Origin of the sequence: Halobacillus sp. B29 (genome assembly GCF_052246755.1) — a bacterium.
Classification (GTDB): domain Bacteria; phylum Bacillota; class Bacilli; order Bacillales; family Halobacillaceae; genus Halobacillus; species Halobacillus halophilus.
Map to the genome: position 1 here is coordinate 26,362 of NZ_JBQQCM010000014.1, position 26,814 is coordinate 53,175.

Consider the following 26,814-nt stretch of genomic DNA (forward strand, 5'->3'; position numbering starts at 1 on the left):
ATAGCAAGTGCGGACTGAATTTCACTAAACGTCATTCTTATATGCCTTTCATAGAACTATAAAGCGCCAAGCCTTCAAAGGCTTGGCGCTTTATTTTATTTGTTTACTTTAAGTTTAGGATTACGTTCTGCGATAAAATCAGGACGTGCCTGATTCCCGGAGAAAGGTTCAACCAGCTGGTTTTCTACACTGTTATAAACCATGAACATGTTATTTCTAGGATAGGGTGTTATATTTCCGTTTGAACCATGCATAGTATTGGATTCAAACAGCGTTATAGCTCCTGCTTTACCTGTTGGAACAGAAATTCCTCCTTGATCGGCGAGCCATCTCATACTTTCCTGATCAGGTACTCCTAACTTCTGTCTTTTTAGAGATTCCTTGTAATTATCTTCAGGAGTCTCACCGACGCATTTCACATAGTAATTTTGAGAACCTGGTACAAGCATAAGCGGACCATTAAATGTGTAATTATCTGATAATGCAATAGATAGACTTACGGCTCTCATTCGTGGCATGCCGTCTTCTACATGCCACGTTTCAAAGTCAGAGTGCCAATCAAATTCTTTGCCGGTAAATCCAGGCTTATAATTAATTCGTGACTGATGAATATAAACTTCACTTCCGAGTAAATGGTTCACAATATCTAATATTCTCTGATCATTAGCTACTTTTTTAAAATACTCATCACTATCGTGAACTTTAAAAATAGAACGAATTTCGTTTCCTTCCGGCTCACGGATAATCATATCCGATTCACTGTCCTGATTAGAATTCTGCAGCTCGAATATTGCTTTCTGCATTTCAGAAACTTCCTGTTCAGAAAAGAAGCTTTCTATTTGAAGAAACCCATTTTGTTCATAGAAATCAAGTTGTTCGGTCGACAAAGGTGACTCATGGTCTTTTGAACGATCTGTATGAATAACAGGATCCTTCCTTTTTACAATTTCGGGCTCACTACTGTACCTGGATGGATATAGATCTTCCACAATTAAACACTCCTTTTAAATATTGATTCATGGTGTGCTTCATCGAGGTTATTCATTAGCCAAGAATAATATTTTAATAAATAAATCTCCTTGTGCTCCAACTGATACCCTTCCATATTCAGAATAAACATGAAATTCAAAAAATTAAACTAAACTTATAATTATATTGTAATAGTAGTAGTTGAATAATCAGTGGGAAAGCACCATTACCATCTAATGATATAGTTCGGAATCGTTTTATTTTGAAAAAACAAATGTCCCTGATACGCTTCTATTATTGGATTTACTGTAATTAATTTAAAAGAAAGAAGATGAAGTTTAATGTCTAATATACAAAAGAAGATTCAATCTATTCCTTATTCTGTATTGGATTTATCTCCTATTACAGAAGGGGGGTCAGCGGCTGTTTCTTTTCAAAATACAATTGATCTGGCACAGCATGTGGAAGCATGGGGATATAATCGTTACTGGTTAGCAGAACACCATAATATGCCTTTTATTGCGAGCTCGGCCACCTCATTATTAATTGGCCACGTAGCAGGTAATACAAGTTCTATTAGAGTTGGTTCCGGTGGAATTATGCTTCCTAATCATGCTCCTTTAGTTGTTGCGGAACAATTTGGAACTCTTGAAACATTATATCCGGGAAGGATTGATCTAGGTCTGGGACGAGCGCCTGGTACTGATGGAGTAACAGCTCAGGCTTTGAGAAGAGAACTACAGAGTGACGGGCAGGATTTTCCAAGATTGTTGAATGAACTTCGCACGTATTTTGATCCTTCTTTAAGTTCTGGTAAACAGAAGGTCCGTGCTATACCAGGTACCGGTTTAAATATACCTGTATGGCTGCTTGGCTCTAGTGGATTTAGTGCCCAATTATCAGCCCAGCTTGGTCTCCCTTTTGCTTACGCAAGTCATTTTTCACCTAACAATACACTGGCTGCTCTTGATCTGTACCGCAGTCAATTCCAACCCTCAGAATCTATGGAGAGTCCTCATGCGATGCTGGGAGTTAACATTATTGCTGCAGATACAGATGAAGAAGCAGAACGATTAGCTACCTCTTTATATCAACAGTTTTTAAATCTGATCCGGAACACGGAACTACCGCTGCAGCCGCCTGTTGAAAGTATTGAGGAAGTGGCGTCTGAAAGAGAAATAATGGCTCTTCGCCAGCAATTAGGATCTTCAATCATTGGAAGTAAGGAATCTGTTCGAGAACAACTTCAAAGTTTTATTGATAAAACACAGGCTGATGAATTGATGGTCATATCTCAGATTTACGACCACGAAGCAAGAATTCGCTCCTATGAAATTGTAGCTGAACTATTTAAAGAAGCTTCTTAGGACTAGAAGCGCCTGCTCACAGAGCAGGCGCTTTTTTAAAATTATTGTTTATAAAATTATGTTCACTTTGAATTGTATAGGAATAGGTTAGATGCTTGCCATTTATTTGTTGTTAAGAAGAGGATATAATAATATAAAGTAGGTAAACAAGAAGGGAAGATAGGTGAAGAGGCTGTGGCATTGGCTGAAAGATAAATGGAAAATAATTAAACGTAGTATTGTACTGCTGACAGCATTATCCCAGCCCATAACAGTAATAATTGCTCAACGTTTCGGTTCGCTTTTTGAGGAGTCTGGAAGCGATCCTTTTATTATCCCAGCAGACTACGCCTTTCTTCTTTGGTCACTTATAACTATAAATATTTGGATAATATTTCCTTTAAATCTACTCTCATATTTTTAGGCTTTGGCTGCATTGAATGTATGGCTTCCTGCCACCGTATTAATTTTATGACAATGGGAGTTGCGCTTAGAATCGTATTCCGGGAGCTTCTTTCAGTTTCTTTAAAATTTTCCGAGAAAGTAATTGTTCTTCTTACGTTTGCCTTATATTTTGGCTGGACGACAGTAGCCGTTTTCGCTAATTTAGCCTCTGCCCTTCATTATTATGGTTTGCCACTGAGTAACTTTTTAGGGTTGTCATGGCAATTAGTTGTTCTGTTTTTAGCAGCCTTCACAGCTCATTATTTCTTAATGGAAATGAAATTCAGTCTGCCTTATTTCTTAACATTAACCTGGCCATTTACTGCGATTATTATAGAAACTTTGCAAAGTGGATGGGCCGCATTACCTTTAACGATTTTTGCTGTCTCCGCCACTGTTGTACTGCTTTATAAAAGAATTTGTAAACAACACTTGGTTTAGGAGACTTAGCTGAATGATATTAGGTCACAGAAACGCATAGACTAAGTCTATGCGTTTCTTACTCACTCTTATTAATATAAGTTAGCATAGTAGATAAAAGACAAGTTAAATAGCTGCTTGTTAACTAAAAAATCTGTTTCCACTAAAGCGAATTAGTATATTGGAGAGAGCGCTCTTACCACTCTTATAGTGTAAAAAAAAGTTTTGGAACATAATAAAGAGATATCTAAAGCAAAGGGGGAGCACCTCATGGATGTAAGAATGAAAATGGTGTACCAAGTTCCAAAAGGTACTGAGGCTGAATTTACTTCGGATGGATTACATGCTTCACAAGGGATTCAGATCGCGGAGGATATGTTAAAGACAAAGCGGGCGAAGTCGATTGCTTTTCTAGATAGCTACAACACGGAATGGACATTAAAAGAATTGAAGGAGTATATGAAAGGAATTCAGACGGAGCCTCATAACGTAAAAGTATATTTTGATGGGGGTTTTGATTTAGGAACCAAGAATTCAGGACTCGGCTGCGCCATCTACTATGATCAGAATGGCAAATCTTTTCGCCTTAGAAAAAATGTTTTAGTACATGAGCTTGACACAAATAATGAAGCAGAATATGCTGCGCTTCATAACGCATTGCTTGAACTAGATATATTAGGCGTACATCATTTGCCCGTAAAATTTATTGGTGATTCTCAAGTCGTTATCAATCAATTGATTGGAGAGTGGCCATGTCTGGAAGAATCACTGGCTAAATGGGCAGATCGAATTGACGAAAAGCTTATTCAATTAGGAATTCAACCTCAGTATCACTTAATTTCAAGGAAAGATAATCGAGAAGCGGATCGTTTAGCTTCTCAAGCTTTAAATAACATTGAGATTATTAGTACCAGTGAGGTCAATTAGTCTTATATTTATATTGTATAGAACTAGGCAATTAGAGAGATTCCATGTTAGAGAGGAGTCTCTCCTTCATGGGGGATTTTTTAGGGAAGAAAAGCATGAAATTTTTCACTATCATGTCTTTGGGCTTGGGGTTAAAATTGACGATTTAACGGTGGATAAGAACTGGAGTCCCTATAGGAATGATACTGGCCAATTCTTCTACATCCCGATTGTACATACGAATACAGCCCTTCGAAACGGCTTTGCCGATCGAGCTAGGGTTATTTGTACCATGAATGCCATAATGTTCTTTTGATAAACTCATCCAAAAAGTACCAAATGGACCGCCTGGATTGGGAGCTTTGTTAATAATAATAAAGCTGCCTGTCGGTGTGCCTTGCAGCATTCGGCCAACAGCAATGGGATACTCCTTTTGCTTGCCCCCATTTCTTATTAGCGTGAGTGTACGGTTATTGAGTGAAATATCGATACTGTAGGGGATGCTTGCTGGACTCGGAAAACCCGGGATGATGATAGGCTGGCCAGGTACAATTATATTTGGGTTGATGGTCGGGTTGGCTTTGATAATTTCCATTAAAGGTTTTCGGTAATCTCTGGATATCTGAGTTAGTGTTTCGCCTTTTTTTACATAATGAATCAATAGAAAAGCCTCCCCTTGTTTTTGGTATCCATATAAGATATATGAGGAAAGGGGTGGACATTATTCTCCAATCTAAAATAGGAAGAAGAGGAATCGAAATGAAAGTTAAAATTATTTTTTCCATCCTTATGATCAGTTTACTATCCGGATGCGGAAGAGAAGAAGTAACCTTTGAAAATGTAGAAGAACTTCCTGGACTATTGGCACAACAAAAGCTGATGATAGGAGGAAAAGGGGTATTTGAAGAAGGGGATAAACATTACGCGTTTATTGTGGTGCACAATGGTGAATCAGTAGAATTTGATCAAGTATATTATTTACCTGATAAAGACCAGGCCCTCAACTTTAAATACAAGATAAAAGGAAAACCTGAAGATGATAAAAAAAATCAGATGAATGTGGAAGTAATTGAGTATCATCCTGACCAGGAAATTAAGTCATACTGGTTTAATGAAAATCGTATATAAATTTTTTATATTAAGATGAACAAGCGCCTTATTTTGACAAAGGGTCTTGTTCATTTTTTTTAGCTCTATTAAAGGTTATTGTTGATTTTTCACAAGAGGATTATTATGAAATAGCGCCGGTTGCTTGAAGACTCAGTTTCAAGATAAAAGGGGTCCGTTTCCAAAAAATCTGATGATGGTGGCTGCGTAAACAACTCGTCTTGTTCCCACCCAGACACTCGAGACATAAGCCGCTCATCAACGGATTGAGAAACCGCAATCCTTTTGATGGTCGGCTTATACTGGTCGTGTCTTTCGGGGCTATTCCACATTGGAGGCCCTACACGACGTAGGATCGATCGACGTTCCCACAGGACGTGACGACCTTAGTCGATCCTCCTTTTACCAGGAGCTTCCTCGCTCGTTTCACTGCCTGTGGTAACAATGCGAGCCGAAGATCCACTTGGTCAAGCCCAAGTTAGCTAAGTCCGTGCCCGCGGCAAGTACCCACCGACAACCGAGTCGTGAGAAGCAACACCAAACGTCAAAAACTCCCCTGGGTAGAAAGAGGTTTTTCAGTGGCCTCATGAACATGAGCGGTGAGCTCCCGCAGGTCCGGAAAGAGAAATCGTCCCCCGGAGGACAGTCCGCATAACCAATATATCGAAATCAAGTATTAAACAAACGGGAGCTTTACTTTAAAATCAATACGGAAGTTTAACCGTGTCTTTTTTATAATAAATTGTAAGTCTTAAGGGCACACTGTGAAAAAAGAAGTGGTGTTTTATGCTTACCAATGTCCTCCTTGGCTTCATTCTTCCTTTCAGTATCAATATTATTATTTTTTTGCGAAAACCGAAAATAACTATACTTATGTATACCTTAGGTGTTTCAATCGCATTCGTAGCAAATGATTGGGGATTTAATATTTTTTGGAAAGTTAATCCTGAACATAATAATCCTTCCCTCCCTGCTATGCCATTCAATTTAGGGTATTTTCCATTACTGACGAGTACTTTTGCTTTGATAAAAGAAGCTCAGATCGTTAATAATAAAGCTCTGATTTTACTTTACTCTCTGATTTTTACAGTGCTAGAATATGTCGCTTTATATATAGGTAAAGTTGAGTATTATAACGGATGGATTATTATTTACTCGTTCTTTATTTACTTATCAGGATTTATAGTTTGTTATGGGTACATTAGACTTTTAAAACGATACCAGATTATAGAGTAGGGATCCATTTGCATAAAAGGGAAGATCATCACATAAATTATTTCAATAAGATAGGAATAAGAATATGGATTGGAAGGGGGACCTTCTTATGAAATACGATTGCATCATTATCGGTGGGGGGATTGCAGGCCTTCAAGCCTCCATCCAGTTGGGACGTTATAAAAGGTCTGTGTTACTGATAGATGCTGAGGATGGAAGGTCTTCTTTGTGTAGGAAGTACAGTAATATTCTGGGATTTCCTAATGGGGTAAGTGGACAAGAACTTCGTAAAGCCGGTCGACAACATGCTGAAAACATGGGGGTATCGATACGCAAAGACAGGGTAAAGGATGTGCATAAGAATGGTAGAGAATTTACGGTATATACTGTCGGAGGAGGAATGTTCAGCGGAAGAAACCTTCTTCTCGCTACCGGTTTAAAAGACCATATCCCTTCCATTCCAGGAATTAAACCCTGTCTTGGACTTTCGGTTTACGTGTGCCCGGATTGTGATGGTTATGAGATTATGAACCAAAGGACGGCAGTAATTGGCTCAGGAAACGCAGGAGCTTCTATGGCTATAAGTCTTTTGTATTGGAGTCGGGATATAATATTTATTAACCATGAGCTTGAGGACATTTCCCTTGAGTGGACGCAGCGTTTAGCAGCTAAGAATATCGAAGTGAAAACAGCTAAAGTAAAGGAATTACATGAGAAAAAGGGGAGTTTAAACCGTATAGAAATGAAAGATGGTAAGAGTCTCCAAGTGAAGAAAGCTTTCTTGGCTTTTGGAGGGAACCAAGTACGAACAGAACTCGCCGTAAAGCTTGGAGCTGAAGTCAATGAAAACCAACATCTTATTATTGACCCCAGGACAAAAATGACAAGCGTAGCTAATTTGTGGGCGTCAGGCGATGTAGCTGCTCACTCAGAACTAGTAACGGCTGCCATGGGAGAAGGTTCCCTCGCTGCTATATGGATCCATAAGGAGTTACTGCAGTAATAGGATATGGACGTAGAATATCTGAGCATCTTCTTTCCAGATTATCATCTACCTAATAATAAAAATTTACAAAGGCCCACAAAACTAGATGTTTTGCAGGTCTTTGCTTCTTTATTCTGTCATTAATTCAATAAAGTTATCAAGTGATTGAAGTGATTTCAAGTTCTCGTTACACCGATCGCTATCCTTACATATATAATTACCACGGCTGATTGGGTTTTCTGATGTCTTTTGCATAATGGATGTGGTAAACATTCCAACTTCTTCGTGTTCCTTACAAATTGCGCAAATGCCACTCTGCCTAGAAGGCTTGAAGTTCCCTTGAATCCCCAGTAAATCACCGTTCTTATAGGTTGCAATATATTTTCGGTTAGCTACTGAGTCATTCCATCCTAAGTAAGATAGAGTACTCCATTCAATATTTTCTAACGAGGGAACTTTAAGTTTTTTTACTTTAGGAAATAATCGTTTAATGGTTTTCTCGTTAAGCGGGGGGAATGTAAAGACATGCTGTTTTAAGCGAGATAGGAAAAAAATAGCGTCTGTTTCGTCTTTAACATCCTGAACTTGTTCAATAATTTCTTTTTGATCATTTGATAAATCTGAGAATAAATCCACGACTTTTTCTCTAGTCATAGATTTTAAGGCTTGTGTGACAGCCTGATCGATCGTTGATGTGTGCGTACTTAGCAGAGTTGTTATCTGGTCCTTGATGTAATTATACTGATCCGCTCTGATGAATGATTCCATATTTATACCTCCATGATGGTTGATATAAAAGAACTTATATGAATTATTGGGGGGTTTTATGATATCCTTAGCTATTATTTTACAAAAGAAATGAAAAGCTATACAAGTTTAAAGACTTTTGAAGTAAGATAGTTAATCCAGGAAATTAACGAATAATTACCTGTTCGAGTTAAGGTTTATTTCTTAATTTCTGTATTCAAATCATCAATTAATACTATTTACAAATATATAGAAGCATGATTAGGGGAATGGGATAAATCCTGTAGACTGATCGTACACAGTAGAGTGAGGAAGAAACTTAGATCATAAATGTGAAAAATGAAATGAAAAGAATGGATCGTCTAAATGAGGATAGAGGTTTGAGGTTATGTAAGTGGAAGATGAAGGATTAAAAAAATTAGGACTGGAGTCGAGGTGGTTATTTTAATCTTTGATTGATGCGATCCAATCCTTCAATTTTTGCTTTCTCAGTACTCAGTTCTTTTCTCAGTAACACATTTTCGGCCGTCATGCCTGCTAAAATCGAAATTCCAACTAGGGTACGTAACACTTCGGGATCAGGAACTAAGTAGGTAACAGCAAATATAGAAGCAGCTGCCCCAATCAGGAAATCGGCTAGAAAACCTAAATATAGTCCCTGCGGTCTTATTCTTTTTTTGGGAAAGACCAATACTTTGCCATTTCTCATCAAATGAGCGATTACACCAGTCAGACCTCCAATTAAACCGGCGATCAATAGTGTATTAGTCACATTCACTCCCCCTAAATTTATAGTCAAAAAAAAGCGGCTTTGCGAAGATATTTAGAAACATAAGCTAATATGCACTAATCATCGACCAAAGATTCCGCCTTATAAACAAGCCTTATTATCCCCAAATATTCATCAATATTATAATGAACATTATGGGAACAGTATACAACTAATTTGTCAGAAAATAAAGACTTTTTTGGATATTTTTTACTTTACTTAGTAATTTATGGGGCTGATTTTATTAATAAGATCATGTATTTCCTTTTCATAATAAAGCACCTCTTTTTTTGTCGACGCCTCCATCATTTTTTGGAGCATATATTCATACTTTTCTAGATCTTTTGATTCCATATGGTCTAATCGAGTTCTTTCATCCGTATGCAGTGTATCTAGAAATTGCTGGATATCTGTGAAATAATAACGTACTTCTTCAGGAGAAGAGGCATTCTTTAATAAAGATAACATGTGGTCGAATTGTCTTTTCTGGCTTTCACTCATTTGAAACAATAGTCAGGGCCTCCTTTGCTATTCTTCAGTCATATTCACTTATACCACTAACCTGATTCTTTCACACGATTACCTTTAAATTTATGTAGAAAATTCTTCTTATTATAAGGCTTATTATAATAGTATGCCTGGTCAGGATAAAATTTCACTATAAACTTGTTTGATCCATTGACGAAAGTAAGTTTGAACAATATGAAAAGAACCTGGAAGGACTTATATGTTATCCTTCATTTTTTTTCCTTGGTACTAATCGCAGCATCTTATGTATTTGAGATACCAGTTTCCACGTATGTACGTGAAAGCTTCCATTCATGGCTTGCAGAATCCAGTACAAATGCTTGGAAAAATATGTTGGGGTGTCAGGATCCATTCCATTTCTTGATCTTAAAAGTACTTGAGTTCAGCCTTCTACCGAACCTTTATAACCGTAGTCATTAGCTTTACCTTGAGGGATTTCTCTACCGATTAAATCTTTAGATATAACAGTTCTCATATATTCAGAATTTAACTGTTTCGAATTGCAAAGGTATTCATCCAGGAACTAATAAAAGTCAGTATTATCTTGTGTATCCAATGAATAACAAACTCCCTTTTAATAGTCATAATTATTAAAACATTCACTGGACAAATTTTCAAATCAACAAGGAAACTGAATAATTTAAAGAAAATCATTATCATAAGCACATGAGGCCGAATCTTAAGAAGTTGGAATGTGCTCCTTGTTGATCATCTTCAATTGAACTAGCTCCAAATTATATGTAGGACTCATTATCAAAATATTATATGGAAAAGAGGCCCAAGTTACAGGGGGATAATGGAGCTATTAAAAAAAGAGCAGGCCGAATGCCTGCTCAAAAATCCAACTTTCATTGGGATGAATGACTTAAGTTAGTTTTAAGTAAGTTGTTTTTTTAGAATAAGGAAAAGCCCTGCGCCAGCAGATACGATCAAACCTGCCAACATCATTAGCGGATTATTAGAGGAAGTGTCAGGTAGTTCGCCACCCTCTTCTCCCTGCTCTGCGGAAGCTTCTTCATCTGATTCAGAAGAGGTATCTTCATCTGAACCATTTGATTCTGACCCATCTTCTTTATCAGCTACGAAGGAATCCCACTCACTCTGAGATACTTCACAAGGTAAGTTATCATTGTCTCTGTCCAGGTCATGAGGGTCATTATTTTCGTCATAACCATTTTCATACCAGAAGGCCATGACTTCTTCATGATTTTCGAAACTGTCACAGTCTTTATCGTTGCTTACTGAAGACTCGGAAGATTCGCTCGTTTCTTCTGAGTTTGATTCTTGCTCTTCAGAAGCTTCCCAGTCTTCAGTAAGGTTTTCACAAGGTTGTCCATCTGAATCATTATCTAATCGATCAGGGTCGTTTTCAGCAGAAAAGTTATTGTCATTCCAGTACTGCATTACTTCGTCACCGGACGAGAAATCTCCACAGTCTTTATCTTCATCAGCGCTGACAGCTGAGGCACCTCCTGCTACCATCCCTAGGGAGAGCAGACCAACAGCAAACATTTTCTTTAGCATCAAATTCCTCCTAGAATTAGTAATCCATCCCAATGGCATAAATCTAGTAAAACATGGAAATGAGACCTTTTACAAGTGAATTTTGTAATTTTTAATAAATATTTTGAATATTTAGTCATTTTTCGTTAAAGTCAATGTATTAGTTGATTTTTATTTGAAAGGAGAATGTACATTTAATGTGGTATAAAAATGAGGTGACCCAGACTTTGAATTGTGACTATCCGATAATTCAGGCAGGCATGGCAGGTGGAGTAACTACTCCTGAATTAGTTGCAGCTGTGTCAAATGAGGGAGCAATAGGAACGCTTGGAGCAGGGTACTTGAACCCAGATGAGTTAACGGAAAAGATTGAGGCTGTTCAGAATAGAACACAGAAACCATTTGGAGTAAATATGTTCATCCCAAAAACTCCTCGGTATTGTTCTAAGCAAGTAGCTCGATCCCGTAAGCTTCTGCAATCTTATGAACAAGAGTTACATGTTAAACCCAGAAAAATAACAGAAAGGATAGAATCTACTTTTGAGGAACAAATAAATAAAATTTTAAAATTAAAAGTTTCTGTCTGCAGTTTTACGTTTGGTGTGCCTGACAAAGAATTGGTAAAAGAATTACATAAGAGTGGAGTGAAGGTAATAGGAACAGCAACCACAGTTGAAGAAGCTGTGATTAATGAGCAAGCTGGAGTTGATATTGTCACTGCTCAAGGAAGTGAAGCTGGTGGTCACCGAGGTACGTTCCACGGTTCATACGAGCAAGGAATGATAGGAACAATGTCTTTGGTCCCTCAAATAGTTGATGAAGTCGGTCTTCCTGTTCTAGCAGCTGGAGGAGTTATGGATGGAAGGGGAATAAGCGCTTCTATTATGCTGGGAGCTCAAGGTGTGCAAATGGGCACAGCTTTTGTTACAAGTTTGGAAAGTGGGGCAAAAGAGCAGCATAAGCAAGCTATTTTACAGGCAAAAGAATGCGATACGACTATAACTTCAGTATTTAGTGGGAAGCCTGCCAGAGGTATAGAAAATGATTTTATTAAACAAATGACGCCTTATCAAAATGAATTGCCAGAGTACCCTATACAAAATGAACTGACTAAGAATTTAAGAAAAGAAGCGGCTAAAAGGAATAAGCCGGAATGGATGTCCCTGTGGTCAGGGCAAAGTCCACGCCTGAGCGGAAATAAGCACGTTTCTGAGATCATAAAGGAATTAATTGATGGAACGGAGATGATCTATAGCAGTAGAGCCCATAAATCGTAGTTTTCATAGCGATTAAATGAAGGAAGTTCATTCATATATTCTCATTTGATTATCAGCAACGACCCCTTCTTCACTGACCTCAACCACATTCTGAATAACCCGCCTGTAAATGTGAGCCGGGCTATCCAATATGAAGGGCGGAGATTGTACTATCACATGTTAGAAGCGTTTGACATCTGGCTTTTGCGCTGTAAAGACTTTGAAGAATCCTGAACGATAATGACAGACGCGATTACAAGTACAATCCCAAAGTATTGCCAACCATTAAGTTGTTCATTGAAGATTAAATACCCTGTCAGCGAAGCTACTACAGGTTCTACAGTAGCAATTATGGAAGCTCGGCTGGATTCGACATTTTTCAAACCTTTGGTATAGAAAAGGAAGGGAAGCATGGTTGAGAGGAAGCCAAGTCCTATTACGATAAGTAAAGTCAAATCGTTAAATAGATGAGTTATCTTCCATATCTGACTAAATGGTACGGCTGCAAGAGAAGCAAATAAAAAAGTGTAAACGGTAACGGTCAGCGAGTTATATTTTACGAGAGCGTACTTACCTAAAATACTGTAAAGAGCATAGAATAGTCCTGCTCCTAAACCAAGGATAAGTCCATATAAAGATATGGAACCTTCCACCTTTGGAAACAATCCGATTACAAGCGTACAACCTGTGAAAGTCATACATAAGGCTGCTAACTTCCTGTGCGTAAATGATTCATTCAAGAGGAATTTTGAAAAAATAGTTACAAAAATAGGTGCTGTGTAAAGAAGAACAAAAGCAATTGAGATGGAGGTCTCTTCCATAGCACTAAATAGACACCAATTGAATAATACAATACTTATAATGCCTGTACCCACAAAATAACGGCTGTCTAAAGGTTTTATCTTTAGATAACGCAGGTCTTTTGCAAGTGTATATATAAACAGGAATAAAAAAGCAGTGGATACCCTTATGGCTACAACTTGAAAAGGAGTAAATCCCATCTTATAGAGGTAGGTTACAAAGATACCGATGACGCCCCATAAAGTAGCAGCTATGAAAATTAAGATTAAAGATAATTGACGGTTCATGAACTCCCTCACTCTTCTTAAGTTTTCAGTCTATTATACAAAAAAAGGAAGAGTGAGAGAAGCATGATTAAAGGATAAATTAACGACCGAGCTCCTCCATCCTGTGAATGGTCCGCTTGACTTTGCATTGAAGCAGCAATAGCTTGTGGGGCATCTCCATGGATATCATCTTCCCGGAGATTAAACCGGGATTGATAAGCGGTTTAACTATTACGGCTATTAGTTTAATTGGATATTCCGCTATCGCAGGTGCAATCGGTGGTGGGGGAATAGGAGATTTAGCCATCCGTTACGGATACTACCGATATAATGATTTTGTAATGTTTACGACAGTCAAATAATGAATTTACTGATTATGTACAACCGAACAAGGCTTTAGCCAACGAAGATTTAGACGCTAATCTATTTCAACATAAAATATTTTTGGACTCATTTAAAGAGGAACATGATCTTGAACTCTCCGAAGTTATTATTGTGCCAACAGCACCAATGGGTCTTTATTCCAATAAATATGAAGATGTTCAAAGTATAGAAGAAGGAAGTACGTTAGGAGTGCCGAATGATCCCACTAACCTTGCCAGAACACTAATAGTGTTAGAAGATGAGGAACTGATTACAATCAGTGATAATGTGGACCCACTACGCGCTTCTCTAAAGGATATTGAGGAGAACCCTGAAAATTTGAAATTCGTGGAAGTAGAGGCTGGTCAGCTCCCACGCCTGGTAGATAGTGAGGACTTAGCAGCAGTACCAGGAAATTATGCTATGGCTGCAGAGATGGATCTGACAAATGCTCTAGCGTTAGAGGATATGCCGGACGATTATCGAAACAGAGTAGCTTTTAAAACAGAAGATTTAGAAGAACCTTTTTGTAAAGGACATAAAAGAGGTCATTCAATCCGAGGAATTTGAGAAGATTATTGATGAGAAATTCAAAGGTTTTGGTAAGCCTGCATGGATGAAAGAAAAATAAATATTGCCGCTCCTAAACTATAAATAAAGGTAGATATCATTAAAGCCTTCCGCTTATTTAAGCGGAAGGCTTTTCTATATTGAAATTCGAATAGATTCTTGTGAATAAATAGAGTTAAAAAGGGTTAGTAGCCCACTGCAGTGATGTCTTAATGAAGATACGAGGGTGTAGTTTGAGTTGAGCCACCATATATTCTGCCAGGTCTTCTGGCTGCATATATTTCTCTTTATCCTGCTCACTCAATTCTTCCCCGAAGGAAAGCTCAGTAGCTACCAAGCTGGGATTAAGTGTAAATACACGAATGTTATTTCTCCTAACTTCCTGCATAAGAGCTTCTGTCATTCCTTGTAAAGCGAATTTAGAAGCACTGTAGGCTGTGGATCCCGCTGTCCCTTTAAGTCCACTGCTTGAAGAAATGTTAATGATATCTCCCTGGTCCTTCTCAATCATCTGAGGTAAGACGGTTCGGGTTACGTGATAGGTTCCAAATAGGTTGACCTCAAGGGTGTGCTTCCACTCTTCTGGTTCGATTTCAAGAAATGACCCATAGGTTCCAATCCCTGCGTTATTAATAAGAATATCCGCATTTCCGAGGGAAGATTGTAAGCTTGACACTGCTTGTTCTACTTGCTTGATATCTGCAATATCAACGGTAGCTATGCTCGCCTTTACTCCGTAGCCTTCAGCCTCCTTAGCTACTTCTAATAACTTACTTTCCGTACGCGCCATAAGTCCAACGTTTACTCCTTCACGAGCGAGCTGAATAGCAGTAGCACGGCCGATTCCTTGACCGGCACCGGTAATATAAGCAATTTTACCTTCAATAGATTGTCCCATATTTAATCATCCTTTCTTAGTATCTTTCTTTTTAAGGTTACCTCTATGAAAATGAAGATTCAAAGATAAGTGATTATACAAAACGGTACAGTTCATTATAATTTACAATAACGATATTATGTAAATTGGATTAATTAAAGAACAAATTATGTTTAATATCCCCTGTTTAACTATTTAATTCTTTACAAACAATCCAATACATGATACTTTTAATTGTGGTTAAAAGGGATAGTACTTTTATCTGCATATAATCAAATTTCAAAATGATATAAAACAACTAATAAATTAATTGGTGGGAATAAGCTAGACTAATAGAGCTAGACATAAGCCAAAAAAGAACTTTAATACAAGTTCTTTTTTGGCTTTTTTTAATGGAAAAAAATGGAGGTTTTTAAATGAGGCACTTGAATAATTCTCTTCAGCAACAATCATTTCATGTTTTAACGTGCATTCATTTAGTTAAAAAAAGTAAGGAAGCTTACGAGCACGCAAAAGAAATAGTGGAATCGGGTTCCCCAATTTCAGAGGAAATATGTAAAGCATGTGCTGCAATTTGTAGAGATTCTGCTAAGAAGCTTAATGCTGCTAAAGACGGATCAATGGATAAAATGATTGAATTGTGTTTGGTAAATGCCACTTTATGCGAAGAAATGATTAGTATGGTTAAGAGTGATACGTGAAAAGCGATCTCAGCTGTATTTAAGCAGAAAAGAGCCCCCGTAAGTTCCTCATTGGAATGGGGGCTCCTGCTTTTAACTATTTAACTTTCTTCCAGTAAGCTCCTTCTTTACTGGAGCGTAGAGGAGGAAATGTTTCTCCGCTCTCAAGTTTCACTTGTTTTTCATCTTCTGTAGGATTGCTTTGTTTACGGCCGTCCGTAAGTCCATCAAATTCGTATGTTCCATTTTCTGGTACGTTTTCGCCTGTCTTGTAACGATCTGCCATGTAAAACAGCTCCTTTAAAAATGATTTATTTTGTTGTTCACCTTTCTATTTCCAAATTTTCCATTTAATAAACATTTAATTACAGGGATATTATATTCTTATATAATAATAGATCTTTATAATAGTGGCTGAATCTCAGCCCTGCCATGCAGGAGAACACATTAAAATGCCGAAAAATCATTAAAATTTCAACGGATATATTGGGGTTTTAATGGCTTTTAAATGTTGGCTGATTAAGAGCTTTATAAATTTCACAAAGACGATAACTGGAAGAAAGTTTATTATACAAAAAAAGTGGGGTAATATCATATTGTGTAATTTAGCAGCATGATTATCAAGCTATAATTAATTATTAGAAATAAGGAATGAGAGTATTGGAAAAAAAGTCGTTAAATTCAGAAATAGCAGGTTATATAGGAAAGCTGCTTCGAGATAACTTTGGTAAAGGACCCACATCTGTATATGTATCTATTAAAAAACCATTTATTTCAATTTACCTAAAAGATTTTTTAGCTCCCATTGAACGATTATTGGTAGGGCAAAAAAATTATCAAAAAGTCGAAGAAACCCGTGATTTAATGTTTGAAGAGCTAATTCCGGAGATAAAGGCAACATTGAGAGTATCAGCGGACCTACATATAAAGAACTTTTATTATGATTGGTCTCTGGAAAATAAAACTGGCGTTTTGCTTGGAGTTATGGACAATAGCGAAAGCAACGAGGAGCATTTTTATCCTGAATTTCCTAATAAGGAACTATTGGAAGAAGAGATGATTAAGGTCAGTGAAATAGCACAAAAAGCGCCAGATCTCCTTAACTCCATGTACTTAAATAGTCGAACTCTGGTTATGGAACGTAAAGGGATTCTGACAGAACTTGAAAAAGAATTAATTCGCGAGGGTAATAAAGAACAATTATTGTTAAGTAAAAGGCAGCTTGAAAAAAGATTGCTGGATATTAAGGTGTTTGAGTCCATATTAGGTGTAAGCATTAAAGACGTCTTTGTGGATTGGGATTTTTATTTGGATATTAGTTATCTGATATTTATTGTTAAACCAAAATGATAATCATAAACAAATCGGTTATTCTTTATTATGGTACAGATCAATCGTCCACAATTGTGTGGGCGTTTTTTAGTTGGATAAAAATTTAAACATGCAGGAAATGTAAAAAAAGTGTCTTAATTAGTAATGATAGATTAGCATAAACAGATTGCCCGATGACCATACTTTTAACACATAAATGCAAGCGATAACAAAAATTGAATGATAGGATACCTATACGTCTGGGTGTTGTTTTAAGTGCTATCATCGCTCCGTTTGTCTTTCTGATGCTCTTTCATATGCCTGCAAAAAAGGAATGCTAATTAGTGATTCCATTGTAATAATAGAAGAGACTGATCTATCCAAAGATCCTGTTCTTTCTTTACAAGTGTTTGGAGGCTCAGCAGGGTATGTAATCGGTCTCATAAAGTGGTTGACGCAGGTGCAGTGGCAGGGCTGTCAGGTAAAGAGGGAGATAGTATTTGTAAGCCATTGGCTCTGCGGTACTTTATGGACTATTTACAGAAGTGGATGCTTTACTATTCAGTTTCATTTTTTAAGACGTTTATCGCTCTGCTTTCCCTGTCAACAAAATTACAGTAAAATGAAATAGAATTGTGATAGGAAGCTGGAGGAAATATTGTGGATTATAAACCTATAAGATCAAAGAAAATATACGAGCAAGTAGCGGATTCATTGCTGGAATCATTGAAAAATGGGGAGTTAAATCCTGGAGATAAGCTTGACAGTGTAGAACATTTGGCGAAGAGTTTTAGTGTCGGTCGCTCTGCGGTAAGGGAGGCTTTAAGTGCGCTTCGGGCCATGGGAATCTTAGAAATGCGCCAAGGAGAGGGCACGTTCATAAAATCTTTTGAAGCTTCACGCTTTTCATTGCCAACTTCAGCCGCTTTTCTCATGAGAAAAGAGGATATGAAAGAACTGTTAGAAGTACGACAGATTCTAGAAGTCGGAGCTGCCGGATCAGCTGCACTACACCGTGAAACGGAAGACTTAAAACCCATGGAGGAAGCTCTAATTGCAATGGCGGAAGCTAATGGAAATGGAGAACTTGGAGAACAAGCGGATCTTGATTTTCATATGGCCATGGTAAGAGCTACCCATAATGAAATGTTAATTCAATTAATGAATAGTGTTTCCGAAATCATGGTGCAAGCTATGAGGGAAACACGTAAACTTCTGCATTCGAAAGAAAGAACTGAAAAGCTGTTGCAGGAGCACCGTCGCATCTTCCAAGCCATCAAAGACGGCTCGGAACCTCAAGCACGTGAAGAAATGATGATCCATTTAAGAAATGTAGAAAAATCAGTTTCGCATATATTAAGGAAATAAGAGATAGTATGTGTTCAACATAAAAGTTCATTCCGAATAAAATAAAGGCGAACTAATTTCTTCTTGTGTTAGATTCCTCGATGGCCTAAGTAACATCACAGGTATTGATATAAACTTAATCGTGGATGTTCAAGGGCCAGTAAAGGCAACATATAGCTTAATAGAATATCTCTTAAGCGGTGTGGTATAGCAAGTATATCCGCACCGCTTTTTTTCTGTAGTGTTGCAAAAATTGGTAAGATCCTATTACATAGACATAAGAACTTTTTTACATATTGTTCGATTAAATTTCTGTTTTTATGTTAAAGATAAGCTCCCTATCTTGGAAGAATCAGTTAAGCTCGAGATAATTGTTTACGATGAAGGTCTTCTAGGGCACGATTTACGTTCCCCAGTTCTGCGTCCTTCTGGGAAACAGGAAGGCGAGTTATTTCGCCACTAACCGACTTATTCTATGGCAACGGATCCAGAACATTTCGAAACTGATTCTTCAACAACCCGTTCCAGTAGTGAAGCAATCTACTTAAATAGAATTCATTGGAACGATTAATAAATAGACTAGGAAATATTAAACCTGATAACTATGAGAGCTTAGGTGAAGTTATTAATTAAATGGTAAGGGGAGATAAGGAATGAATCCAATTTTAATGGATGTTTGTACTGAAATTGAAACAGAAAGATTAGTCTTAAAAATGCCAGTCCCAGGCGACGGGGCTGTAGTTAATAAAGCAATACAAGAATCACGAGAAGAACTACGGCCATGGCTTGGCTTTGTCCAGGAAGTTCCAACTCCCGAGGATACAGAAGTAAACACTCGCGAAGCACATGCAAAATTTCTTACACGTGAAAATCTTAGATATCTTATTTTCTTACGAGAAGATGGAGAATTTGTAGGATCTACAGGTTTTCATAATATCAATTGGGAAATTCCTAAGCTTGAAATAGGGTATTGGATCGATACCAAAAAAAGTGGAAAGGGTTACATGAGAGAAGCCGTTGCAGCATTGACTAAATATGCATTTCAGGAGTTAGAATGTGTGAGAGTAGAGATCCGTTGTGAATCTGAAAATCTTAAAAGCCGTTCGATTCCAGAAAGATTGGGGTATGAGTTAGAAGGAATACTGCGAAATGAAGATTTATCGGTAGATGGGCAAAGACTTACTGATACATATATTTATGCCAAGGTGACAGAGTAAGATTCATCGCTATACTTTTATGGAATGGAGGAGAATAAATATAAATGGAAGATATTATCATTATAGGGGCTGGGGTAAGCAGTGTATTTTTTGCTCACAAACTGGTTCAGGAGAATAATAACTTGTCGATACGGATTATAGATAAAGGAAAACCACTCACGGAGAGAAAGTGCGGATTGGATGTAGGTTTATCATGCACTTGTGGTGAGGATTGCAATAAATACATAGGGTATGCAGGCCTCGGGAAATCAGAAGGGAAATTTAATTATACAAATGATTTTGGAGGAGATTTGGGACGTAAGATAGGGGGAGAAAGAACCCTGGAGTTAATGAAAGAAGTTGACCGCACACTTCAAAGGTTTGGTGCAGAAAGTGTAGGGTTATACAGCACAAAAAATGAATTACTTGCAGCTAAAGCTGAAAAACTTGGTTTAGAAGTATTATCTGCACAAGTGAGACATTTGGGAACTCAAGTAGCTGTGGAGGTTTTCCAAGAACTCTACGAGACAATGAAAAAACACATTCACTTTACATTTGAAACAAATGTTATATCAATTCAACCAAAAGCTCATAGTTTTTTGATAGAAACAGACAAAGGGAATTTTCATAGTAAACAACTAGTTATAGGAACAGGAAAAAGCGGAGGTAAGTGGCTAGAGAAGCAAATGAAAGACCTTGGTCTTAAAACTGGTGAAACTAGACTGGATCTGGGTTTAAGGATAGAGATGAAAGAAGACCAGCTGGCCCCCATTTTAAAGGAAACATTTGAGACGAAGCTAAGATGTCGAGGGGAAGAATATGAAGCCACGACGTACTGTATGAACCCCCGCGGACGTATTATTCGTAAGTATCAGAACGGCCTCGTAATGCCTGATGGGCAAAATAAAAATGAAGAAAAGACCGAAAGTGGTAATTTAAATTTTACTCTATTTGTTCCCCGCTACCTCCCATCTTATGACAAGGCTATGCAGACAGCCCAATGTATAATAGGAGGAATTAATCAAGATAATGAACGAATTATTACCCAACGACTAGGTGATTTTTATGCTAATCGTCCTTCTTCCGAGCTTTCATCTAACTTAATCAGACCCAGCCTTGAAGCAGAGGCGGGGAATTTAGTAGATGAAATTCCTGGTTTATACCTCCGTGCAGTACTGGAATTTATGGGGAAATTGGAGAACCTTATTGAAAAACCAATCCATCCGGATACTTTGGTTTATGGAATGGATGCTAAATTCTATGAACCACAAATTAATACTACCAAAGATTTCGAAACTGAAATTGAAGGTTTATTTTTAATTGGCGATTGTTCAGGTATCACACATTCTTTATCTCAAGCGGCTGCCAGTGGGCTTTACGTAGCAGATAGGATACTGGAAAAGAATAAAGGCCTTGGTGCATCATCTAATATAACGAGGTTAAGCTGGTGATTTATTTAGTAATTTAGACTGATTAATCATTTAAAGATCTAAGAATAATAATGAAAAAAATGTTTTATTTTGGAAATGGTGGGTAAAGAGTAGTGGGTACGAAATGATAGGGAAAAGGTCTGAACTGCATCATCTTTGTTTTAGTACATACATAAGTCAGGAAATACCCTATGATGGATGGCCTAATACAATTTAGGAGTGTTTAGATGTTTAAGAAGTTAGCCAGTTTGACCGCAGTTTTACTAGTAGTGATGGTACCGCTTCAGGTCGCAGCCGAGGAGATGAGTGCAGAGGAACTATTAAAGAAATCTAATGAGGCTATGATGGAGCTGGATAGTTACACGGTACGTTCCATAACGGAGCAGAAAATGCCAATGCAGGGCACGGAACAGGTTATTTCTACAGAATCCGAGGCTGACATAACATTGGATCCATTTGCTATGCATCAGAAGGTTAAAACCTCACTACCTGAAAGTGAAAAACTATTGGAACTTGAATCATACTGGACAGAAGAAGGTTTTTATCAGCAGAATCTTGAAGGGGATTGGGTAAAATTTGAAGATAATTTTCCAATGAGTCAATCCGACATTCAGGAATTGATGACGGCTCAGTCCCAGGTTTCCCAGGCTTCAGAATTTGCAAAGGAAATGAAAGTTGAGGAGGCAGAAGGATCCTATGTAGTAAGTTATGAAGGTGACGGAGAAAAACTTCTGAAAGCTTCTCAACAACTTTTTCAAAACGGCATGGATGACAAAGAGATGGCGAAGATGATGGAAGAAATGATGAAACAAATGACTATTAACAATATTTCTTATCAATTAACAATTGATAAAGAAACTCATTATATGACTGGAATGATGATGAAGCTTGACATGGATATGGAAATGGAAGATATGTCAACTAATATGGTACAAACTTTTGATATGTCTATCGATAATATCAATGGAGTTGGAACCATTACCATTCCAGACCAAGTGGTGGACAACGCTAAGTCATTTGAAGAAACCCTTCCTGAAGGCGGTGAATTGCCAGATACTTCAAGTAATGACCCTGGTTTGGCTTTAGCTGGGGCGTCTCTCGCAATGATTGCTGGTGGAATTTTTGTTTACAGAAGACAAATGGCGAGTCGTGCCTAGTGTTTGAGAGAGAAAAGCCGCATGTGTACATGCGGCTTTTCTTCCTTTATTATGGTATGAAAAGGAAATAATAGAGGTGAAATCGTGAATAAAGTTTTAGTAGCAATCATGTTATTCGGAGTCTTAATGGCTGGCTTTTATGGATACCAATGGTGGGACGGAACCAAAGCAGCTGAAAGAGTTCCTATGGAAGAAACCGAAGATTGGAGCAAACCCGATAATAAATCAGTAAGTAAAGAAGCCGGTAAACCCTCCTCTACAATAAATAATGTGGAAACACAGATAACCCATAAAAGTAAGTCTCCTCATCCAGTCACTATGAGTGAAGAAATTAGCAAATACGAGAAAGGAGAAAGTGTGGGAAGAGTAGTTATTCCGAGTATCGAAATGGGGTACGACACATTTTGGGGAGCTGATCCAGAAGTCTTAAAACAAGGAGTAGGTATGTATGTAAGTGAATGGACAACGACTCCTGAGGAAAAAAGACATACTGTACTTAGTGGCCATCGAGAGACCGTATTTACTGAATTGGGAGACGTAAAGAAAGACGACTCTATTTTTATAGAATATGATGGAAAAAGGTATGAGTATAAGGTTGAAAAAATGTGGGTGACTGATGCTGATGACCGAAGCGTAATTGTGGAAAAAGACGAAGCTACTTTGACTCTATCCACTTGTTATCCGCTGGATTTTATAGGAGATGCACCTGACCGATATATCATTCAGTCAAAATTGATAAATGTAAATGATATGGTCGAGTAAGCTGGTCAAAGGACAACATCGAATCGCTTCGCTCTTCGTGTTTTCTTTATGTCCAACAGCTCCAGGCTAGTTTTGATGCTTAGCCTCTCGAAGTCATTAGTCCAACCATGATAGGAAACAGAGCCCTTCCTTTCATGGTCGTTCTTAAGCTTTTCGAGGTTGAAGGCTTCCACATTTGAACGTCCAGTCCATACGCCGCTGAGCAAGGTGCCTCCGCTTTTAACCTGGGAGTCTCATCATTCCCCCACCAACCCAACATGATTAAGAAAATCGTACCCTTCTAGAAGAGAAAGGTTCTCTTCCTTAAACTGTATTAAATGTCTTTATGACAGGCTATTGCGGATTGTTACATCCGGAAATATGTACAGAACCACATGGTCTCATCAGGCAGGTGATGTTTGAAGGGGGTTCGAGCTTCTAATTTGGCAAGACCTTCAGCACGATCAAATTTCTCGAAACTGAGTCTTACAGTAACCGGCCCAATTGCGTAATAAGCCTCTTATGAAAAATCAATAATAAACTTTATCTGAGCCATTCATAAAGTGATCTTCCAATTAGGATATATGGCCCGTATTCTTAAGAAAAGTAGCATGCTGTTTGATTGCATGCTATAACGCTTATAATGATTAAAAAAACCACTGCTTAAGTAGAGCAGTGGTTTCATAGTTATTCCTTAGTTTAAAGCAACTGGAAGCTGGGAAAGACCTCGCAGGAGAAATACCTGCTTCCATTCAGGTCTATTCATTGTACGGTTTAAATCGATATTTGGAAAAGCGCTCAGCAGCTCCTCAATAGCGACTTTACCTTCCAGACGCGCCAGAGGAGCACCAAGACAAAAGTGGATTCCGAACCCAAAGGCCACATGGGCATTTTTGCTTCTGGTCACATCAAATTGATCAGCATCGCTGAATTTCTCTTCGTCACGATTTGCGGAACTTATAGATGCTAGAACTAAGTCTCCACCCCGAATCTCTTGACCATGGAACTCCATGTCCTCCTCTGCCCAGCGCGCTGTTGAAAAGTCAACGGGACTATAAAAACGAAGTCCTTCTTCAATCGCAGAAGGAATGAGCGTTTGATCAAATTTGATTTTAGACATTTGCTCTGGATGTTCAAAAAGAGCAAACATTGTATTGCCAATTAGATTAACCGTTGTTTCATGGCCGGCAATTATTAATAAGACAACCATCGAGTATAATTCTGCTTTGGTTAATTGCTCTTCTTCTTCCGCAGTCTGCAGTAAAGAAGAGATTAAATCCTCTTCAGGTTCTGCTTTCCTTTTTTCGAAAAGACTGGTTAAGTAGGCGGTAAATGCTTCTACATCTTCCTGAAAATCAGCAGTCATATTGTCAGAGGCAGCTACTATGGTATTGGACCATTTTCTAAATTTGTTCCGGTCTTCAACGGGTACACCCAGAAGTTCACTAATCACAATTATTGGCAGAGGAAAAGCGTAATCATCAATTAAATCTACAGACCCTTTTTTATGTTTCATTTCTTCAAGTAGTTCTTGCGCAATTTCAGTAATTCGGGGTTCCAGTTGCTTAATCGTTTTAGGGTTAAAATAAGGTTGGACCAGCTTACGAAGTCTGGTGTGGTCAGGTGGGTCAACGTCCAGCATCATGTTTTGAAATATATTCAGTTCATCTGCATTCATCTCTTCCCGTGAAGATTGGGAGAATAATTTATTCTGATCTTTAATAAAACTGGGAGACTTTAATAATTCTTTTACATGATCATACTTAGTTATAATCCAGGAACTATTGGAACCTCCACTGGACATAGGAAAAACAGGTTGATTTAAGCGTAGATCTTGATAAAAAGTATAGGCTCCTATTTTGAAGTTTGATCTATAAATAGTTTCAGTATTTTCCATTACATCTTCCTCCTTTAAGTAACTATGGAGCATAATTTAATAGTAAAGGATGGATTACTATTGAACAACCAATATTTGACAAGGAGGGGTGGTCTATCGGCTTTCTATTATTACATTAATTCCATGAATGATGCCAAACTAAGAAGGAAAGGAGGAGTTAAGTTGGGTAAAAAGAAGAAAAACAAAAGTAAAGAAGACTTGAATGCATTGAAAAGAGAAAAAGGCGAAAGAAATGGAACAGGAAAGCAGGATCCTTCTCGTTAAAACAATAAATCCGGTCCCTGAAGGGTACCGGATTTATTGTTTATTAAGTGTCTGATTTATCTTCGATCAAGTGATTCAGTTGCCTGAATTTATTTTTAATAACAGATGTATCTGCGAATAGGTCATGAATTCCCTGGTGCCTTTTAGTAAAAGCGACCACTAAATAAGGAATTCCAAAAACAGCCATGCTAATGTATCTGCCGATGCATTCGCGGAAGAATATCTGGCCGTTAGTTAAAGGTTTATCAGTCAGCGACTCGACAGATAAACCAAATATCATTTTTCCAAGAGTTGCTCTAAAGAACTTGGTCATTAAAATGAAGTAAAGGAAAAAGAGAAGGGAGGTAAGTAAATTAGAAGCACTAAACATCTCTATCCATAATTCTGCTCCCTCTAAATTTAATAAACCAATTAGTGGTTTAGTTACAACTGTGTTTACGCTCCAAAGCACAAGTAAATCAATAATATACGCAAAAAAACGTGTCCAAAATCCGGCGTATAGTAATCTTTGGATATCCTCTTTTTGACCTCTCAATAGAGAGAGAGGTGGTTTAACACCTGGATGCTGTTCTGTAGTTTCCATATAACTCCCCCCCCTTACTCGCTATATAAGTACATTAGTTTAGGTCCCTGGCGTTCACTGATGAGTTCCTCTATATAACGGATTTCATTATTTGGCAAGAAACTTTTAGCTAGTGGTAAATTGAAGAATGAACCGACACTGTTCTTATACTTAATGACCTGCGGGTTTCCGCCTATCTGTTCTTTGAGCGCATTTAAGGCATCCTCCTGAAAGCCAATTTGATCCACTAAGCCATTTTCTGCTGCTTGCTTTCCTGAATAGATTCGTCCATCCGCAAGCTCACGGACACGCTCCTCTGGAATATCACGACCAGTTGAAATCACATCGACAAATTCTTGGTATGAATCATCTACAAGCGTTTGGATGATTTCTCGTTCCTCTTCCGTCATTTCTCTTGTTGGACTCATGATATCCTTATATTTACCGCTTTTAAATGTATTGAATTTGACTCCATACTCATTTGCCAGTTCCTGGTAATTCACGTTTTGCATGATAACCCCAAGAGATCCGGTAAACGTTTCGTTTGAAGCAAAAATTTGATCAGCAGGAGTAGAGATATAGTAACCGCCGGAAGCAGCCATGCTTCCCATGGAAACATAGAATTCTTTATCAGCTTCTTTTAATTCTAAGAGTTTATCGTGAATTTCTGCACTTTCGTAAACTCCTCCGCCTGGTGAGTTTACATGTAGAAGTACACCTTTAATGGAAGGGTCTTCTTTAATGGTTTCCAATTGCTTCAAGAATTGTTCGTGCTGATAGCCGCCCCCACTAAATGGGTTCGGATTAGAACCTGGGTTGTTCATAATTGTACCTTCTAGATTAATTTGTGCAATGCGCTTGGAAGTAGAACCCTGCTCAATGATTTTCTCCTGAGGCTTCTCACTTCCTGAGAACATAGAAGTCATATTCTCCGCATCCTCATCAGTGGTGAATACATTAATTACTTGGAATACAATAGCTATTAATAGAATTCCGCCTGCAATAATACTTGCACCTACACGTTTATTCATATGTAAATCCTCCTTCTTGAATGATGTAACTTTATCAGGACTATGAGAAGAGATGCAAGTAAATTCTTAGACCTCCTAAAAATTCGGCTTTAATCGTACTTACTCGAGTTCCTGACAGTTATTTAT

The 26,814-nt window shown here is 37.9% G+C and carries 25 protein-coding genes and 2 pseudogenes; 15 read left to right on the plus strand and 12 right to left on the minus strand.

Annotation, left to right across the window (positions count from 1 at the left end):
• Positions 1–95 precede the first annotated feature (95 nt).
• The gene (locus tag ACTWP7_RS16595; protein ID WP_443124161.1) at positions 96–989 is read right to left on the minus strand and encodes a proline 4-hydroxylase; all 894 of its coding nucleotides are present in this window, start codon (positions 987–989) and stop codon (positions 96–98) included.
• Positions 990–1,310: 321 nt separating this feature from the next.
• Between ACTWP7_RS16595 and ACTWP7_RS16600 the strand changes: the two genes are divergently transcribed.
• The 3 genes from ACTWP7_RS16600 to ACTWP7_RS16610 all read left to right on the plus strand — a co-directional run bounded on the left by ACTWP7_RS16600 (position 1,311) and on the right by ACTWP7_RS16610 (position 4,106).
• The gene (locus ACTWP7_RS16600; RefSeq protein ID WP_443124162.1) at positions 1,311–2,336 is read left to right on the plus strand and encodes an LLM class flavin-dependent oxidoreductase; all 1,026 of its coding nucleotides are present in this window, start codon (positions 1,311–1,313) and stop codon (positions 2,334–2,336) included.
• A 450-nt stretch (positions 2,337–2,786) separates the two neighbouring features.
• Entirely contained in the window at positions 2,787–3,200 is a 414-nt protein-coding gene (locus tag ACTWP7_RS16605) for a hypothetical protein (RefSeq protein WP_443124163.1), read from the plus strand.
• A 249-nt stretch (positions 3,201–3,449) separates the two neighbouring features.
• Entirely contained in the window at positions 3,450–4,106 is a 657-nt protein-coding gene (locus ACTWP7_RS16610) for a reverse transcriptase-like protein (RefSeq protein WP_443124164.1), read from the plus strand.
• A 145-nt stretch (positions 4,107–4,251) separates the two neighbouring features.
• Here ACTWP7_RS16610 and ACTWP7_RS16615 read toward each other — a convergent pair whose 3' ends face one another.
• Entirely contained in the window at positions 4,252–4,746 is a 495-nt protein-coding gene (locus ACTWP7_RS16615; RefSeq protein WP_443124165.1) for a L,D-transpeptidase family protein, read from the minus strand.
• A gap of 98 nt (positions 4,747–4,844) precedes the next feature.
• On the opposite strand from ACTWP7_RS16615, the gene ACTWP7_RS16620 reads away from it, so the two are divergent.
• Positions 4,845–5,213 carry a hypothetical protein gene (locus ACTWP7_RS16620; protein ID WP_443124166.1) on the plus strand — a complete coding sequence of 123 codons (369 nt, stop codon included), beginning with the start codon at positions 4,845–4,847 and terminating at the stop codon, positions 5,211–5,213.
• 1,303 nt (positions 5,214–6,516) lie between these two features.
• The gene (locus ACTWP7_RS16625; protein WP_443124167.1) at positions 6,517–7,410 is read left to right on the plus strand and encodes an NAD(P)/FAD-dependent oxidoreductase; all 894 of its coding nucleotides are present in this window, start codon (positions 6,517–6,519) and stop codon (positions 7,408–7,410) included.
• Between the two features lie 111 nt (positions 7,411–7,521).
• Here ACTWP7_RS16625 and ACTWP7_RS16630 read toward each other — a convergent pair whose 3' ends face one another.
• From ACTWP7_RS16630 to ACTWP7_RS16645, 4 genes are all read right to left on the minus strand, one after another.
• Complete coding sequence (locus ACTWP7_RS16630; RefSeq protein WP_443124168.1) at positions 7,522–8,160, minus strand: FusB/FusC family EF-G-binding protein; 639 nt, start codon at positions 8,158–8,160, stop codon at positions 7,522–7,524.
• Between the two features lie 418 nt (positions 8,161–8,578).
• Complete coding sequence (locus tag ACTWP7_RS16635) at positions 8,579–8,911, minus strand: DUF4257 domain-containing protein (protein WP_443124169.1); 333 nt, start codon at positions 8,909–8,911, stop codon at positions 8,579–8,581.
• Positions 8,912–9,127: 216 nt separating this feature from the next.
• A complete protein-coding gene (locus ACTWP7_RS16640) occupies positions 9,128–9,418 on the minus strand; it encodes a hypothetical protein (RefSeq protein WP_443124170.1) in 291 nt (96 codons plus the stop codon).
• Between the two features lie 894 nt (positions 9,419–10,312).
• The gene (locus ACTWP7_RS16645; RefSeq protein ID WP_443124171.1) at positions 10,313–10,960 is read right to left on the minus strand and encodes an LPXTG cell wall anchor domain-containing protein; all 648 of its coding nucleotides are present in this window, start codon (positions 10,958–10,960) and stop codon (positions 10,313–10,315) included.
• A 176-nt stretch (positions 10,961–11,136) separates the two neighbouring features.
• Here ACTWP7_RS16645 and ACTWP7_RS16650 point away from each other — a divergent pair, with 176 nt between their 5' ends.
• On the plus strand, positions 11,137–12,216 hold the full coding sequence (locus ACTWP7_RS16650; protein ID WP_443124172.1) for an NAD(P)H-dependent flavin oxidoreductase: 1,080 nt from the start codon (positions 11,137–11,139) through the stop codon (positions 12,214–12,216).
• 152 nt (positions 12,217–12,368) lie between these two features.
• On the opposite strand, the gene ACTWP7_RS16655 is transcribed toward ACTWP7_RS16650, so the two are convergent.
• Positions 12,369–13,283 (minus strand): DMT family transporter, encoded by a 915-nt coding sequence (locus ACTWP7_RS16655; protein WP_443124173.1) that lies wholly within the window; start codon positions 13,281–13,283, stop codon positions 12,369–12,371.
• Positions 13,284–13,409: 126 nt separating this feature from the next.
• On the opposite strand from ACTWP7_RS16655, the pseudogene ACTWP7_RS16660 reads away from it, so the two are divergent.
• Together ACTWP7_RS16660 and ACTWP7_RS16665 are read left to right on the plus strand one after the other, a co-directional pair.
• A pseudogene (locus ACTWP7_RS16660) lies at positions 13,410–13,618 on the plus strand (ABC transporter permease subunit); the annotation flags it as partial.
• A gap of 7 nt (positions 13,619–13,625) precedes the next feature.
• Positions 13,626–14,256, plus strand: a pseudogene (locus ACTWP7_RS16665) (MetQ/NlpA family ABC transporter substrate-binding protein); the annotation flags it as partial.
• A 114-nt stretch (positions 14,257–14,370) separates the two neighbouring features.
• Here ACTWP7_RS16665 and ACTWP7_RS16670 read toward each other — a convergent pair.
• Positions 14,371–15,093, minus strand: coding sequence for a 3-ketoacyl-ACP reductase (locus tag ACTWP7_RS16670; RefSeq protein WP_014643617.1), 723 nt, complete (start codon positions 15,091–15,093; stop codon positions 14,371–14,373).
• A 395-nt stretch (positions 15,094–15,488) separates the two neighbouring features.
• Here ACTWP7_RS16670 and ACTWP7_RS16675 point away from each other — a divergent pair, with 395 nt between their 5' ends.
• On the plus strand, positions 15,489–15,773 hold the full coding sequence (locus ACTWP7_RS16675; protein ID WP_443124174.1) for a hypothetical protein: 285 nt from the start codon (positions 15,489–15,491) through the stop codon (positions 15,771–15,773).
• A gap of 76 nt (positions 15,774–15,849) precedes the next feature.
• Here the strand turns inward: ACTWP7_RS16675 and ACTWP7_RS16680 are convergent, their stop codons facing one another.
• Positions 15,850–16,038 (minus strand): YjzC family protein, encoded by a 189-nt coding sequence (locus ACTWP7_RS16680; protein ID WP_014643615.1) that lies wholly within the window; start codon positions 16,036–16,038, stop codon positions 15,850–15,852.
• 365 nt (positions 16,039–16,403) lie between these two features.
• On the opposite strand from ACTWP7_RS16680, the gene ACTWP7_RS16685 reads away from it, so the two are divergent.
• From ACTWP7_RS16685 to ACTWP7_RS16710, 6 genes are all read left to right on the plus strand, one after another.
• Positions 16,404–17,102 (plus strand): DUF2294 domain-containing protein, encoded by a 699-nt coding sequence (locus ACTWP7_RS16685; protein ID WP_443124175.1) that lies wholly within the window; start codon positions 16,404–16,406, stop codon positions 17,100–17,102.
• 621 nt (positions 17,103–17,723) lie between these two features.
• A complete protein-coding gene (locus tag ACTWP7_RS16690) occupies positions 17,724–18,431 on the plus strand; it encodes a FadR/GntR family transcriptional regulator (RefSeq protein WP_443124176.1) in 708 nt (235 codons plus the stop codon).
• 632 nt (positions 18,432–19,063) lie between these two features.
• Entirely contained in the window at positions 19,064–19,627 is a 564-nt protein-coding gene (locus tag ACTWP7_RS16695) for a GNAT family N-acetyltransferase (protein WP_443124177.1), read from the plus strand.
• Between the two features lie 44 nt (positions 19,628–19,671).
• The gene (locus ACTWP7_RS16700; protein WP_443124178.1) at positions 19,672–21,057 is read left to right on the plus strand and encodes an NAD(P)/FAD-dependent oxidoreductase; all 1,386 of its coding nucleotides are present in this window, start codon (positions 19,672–19,674) and stop codon (positions 21,055–21,057) included.
• Positions 21,058–21,263: 206 nt separating this feature from the next.
• On the plus strand, positions 21,264–22,193 hold the full coding sequence (locus ACTWP7_RS16705) for a DUF6612 family protein (RefSeq protein ID WP_443124179.1): 930 nt from the start codon (positions 21,264–21,266) through the stop codon (positions 22,191–22,193).
• An 84-nt stretch (positions 22,194–22,277) separates the two neighbouring features.
• Positions 22,278–22,955, plus strand: coding sequence for a class D sortase (locus ACTWP7_RS16710; protein WP_443124180.1), 678 nt, complete (start codon positions 22,278–22,280; stop codon positions 22,953–22,955).
• 673 nt (positions 22,956–23,628) lie between these two features.
• Here the strand turns inward: ACTWP7_RS16710 and ACTWP7_RS16715 are convergent.
• The 3 genes from ACTWP7_RS16715 to sppA form a co-directional block, all read right to left on the minus strand.
• Positions 23,629–24,831 carry a cytochrome P450 family protein gene (locus ACTWP7_RS16715; RefSeq protein ID WP_443124181.1) on the minus strand — a complete coding sequence of 401 codons (1,203 nt, stop codon included), beginning with the start codon at positions 24,829–24,831 and terminating at the stop codon, positions 23,629–23,631.
• Positions 24,832–25,138: 307 nt separating this feature from the next.
• Positions 25,139–25,678, minus strand: a complete 540-nt coding sequence (locus ACTWP7_RS16720; protein ID WP_443124182.1) for an RDD family protein — start codon at positions 25,676–25,678, stop codon at positions 25,139–25,141.
• Between the two features lie 14 nt (positions 25,679–25,692).
• Positions 25,693–26,688 carry a signal peptide peptidase SppA gene (gene sppA / locus ACTWP7_RS16725; protein ID WP_443124183.1) on the minus strand — a complete coding sequence of 332 codons (996 nt, stop codon included), beginning with the start codon at positions 26,686–26,688 and terminating at the stop codon, positions 25,693–25,695.
• Positions 26,689–26,814 lie beyond the last annotated feature (126 nt).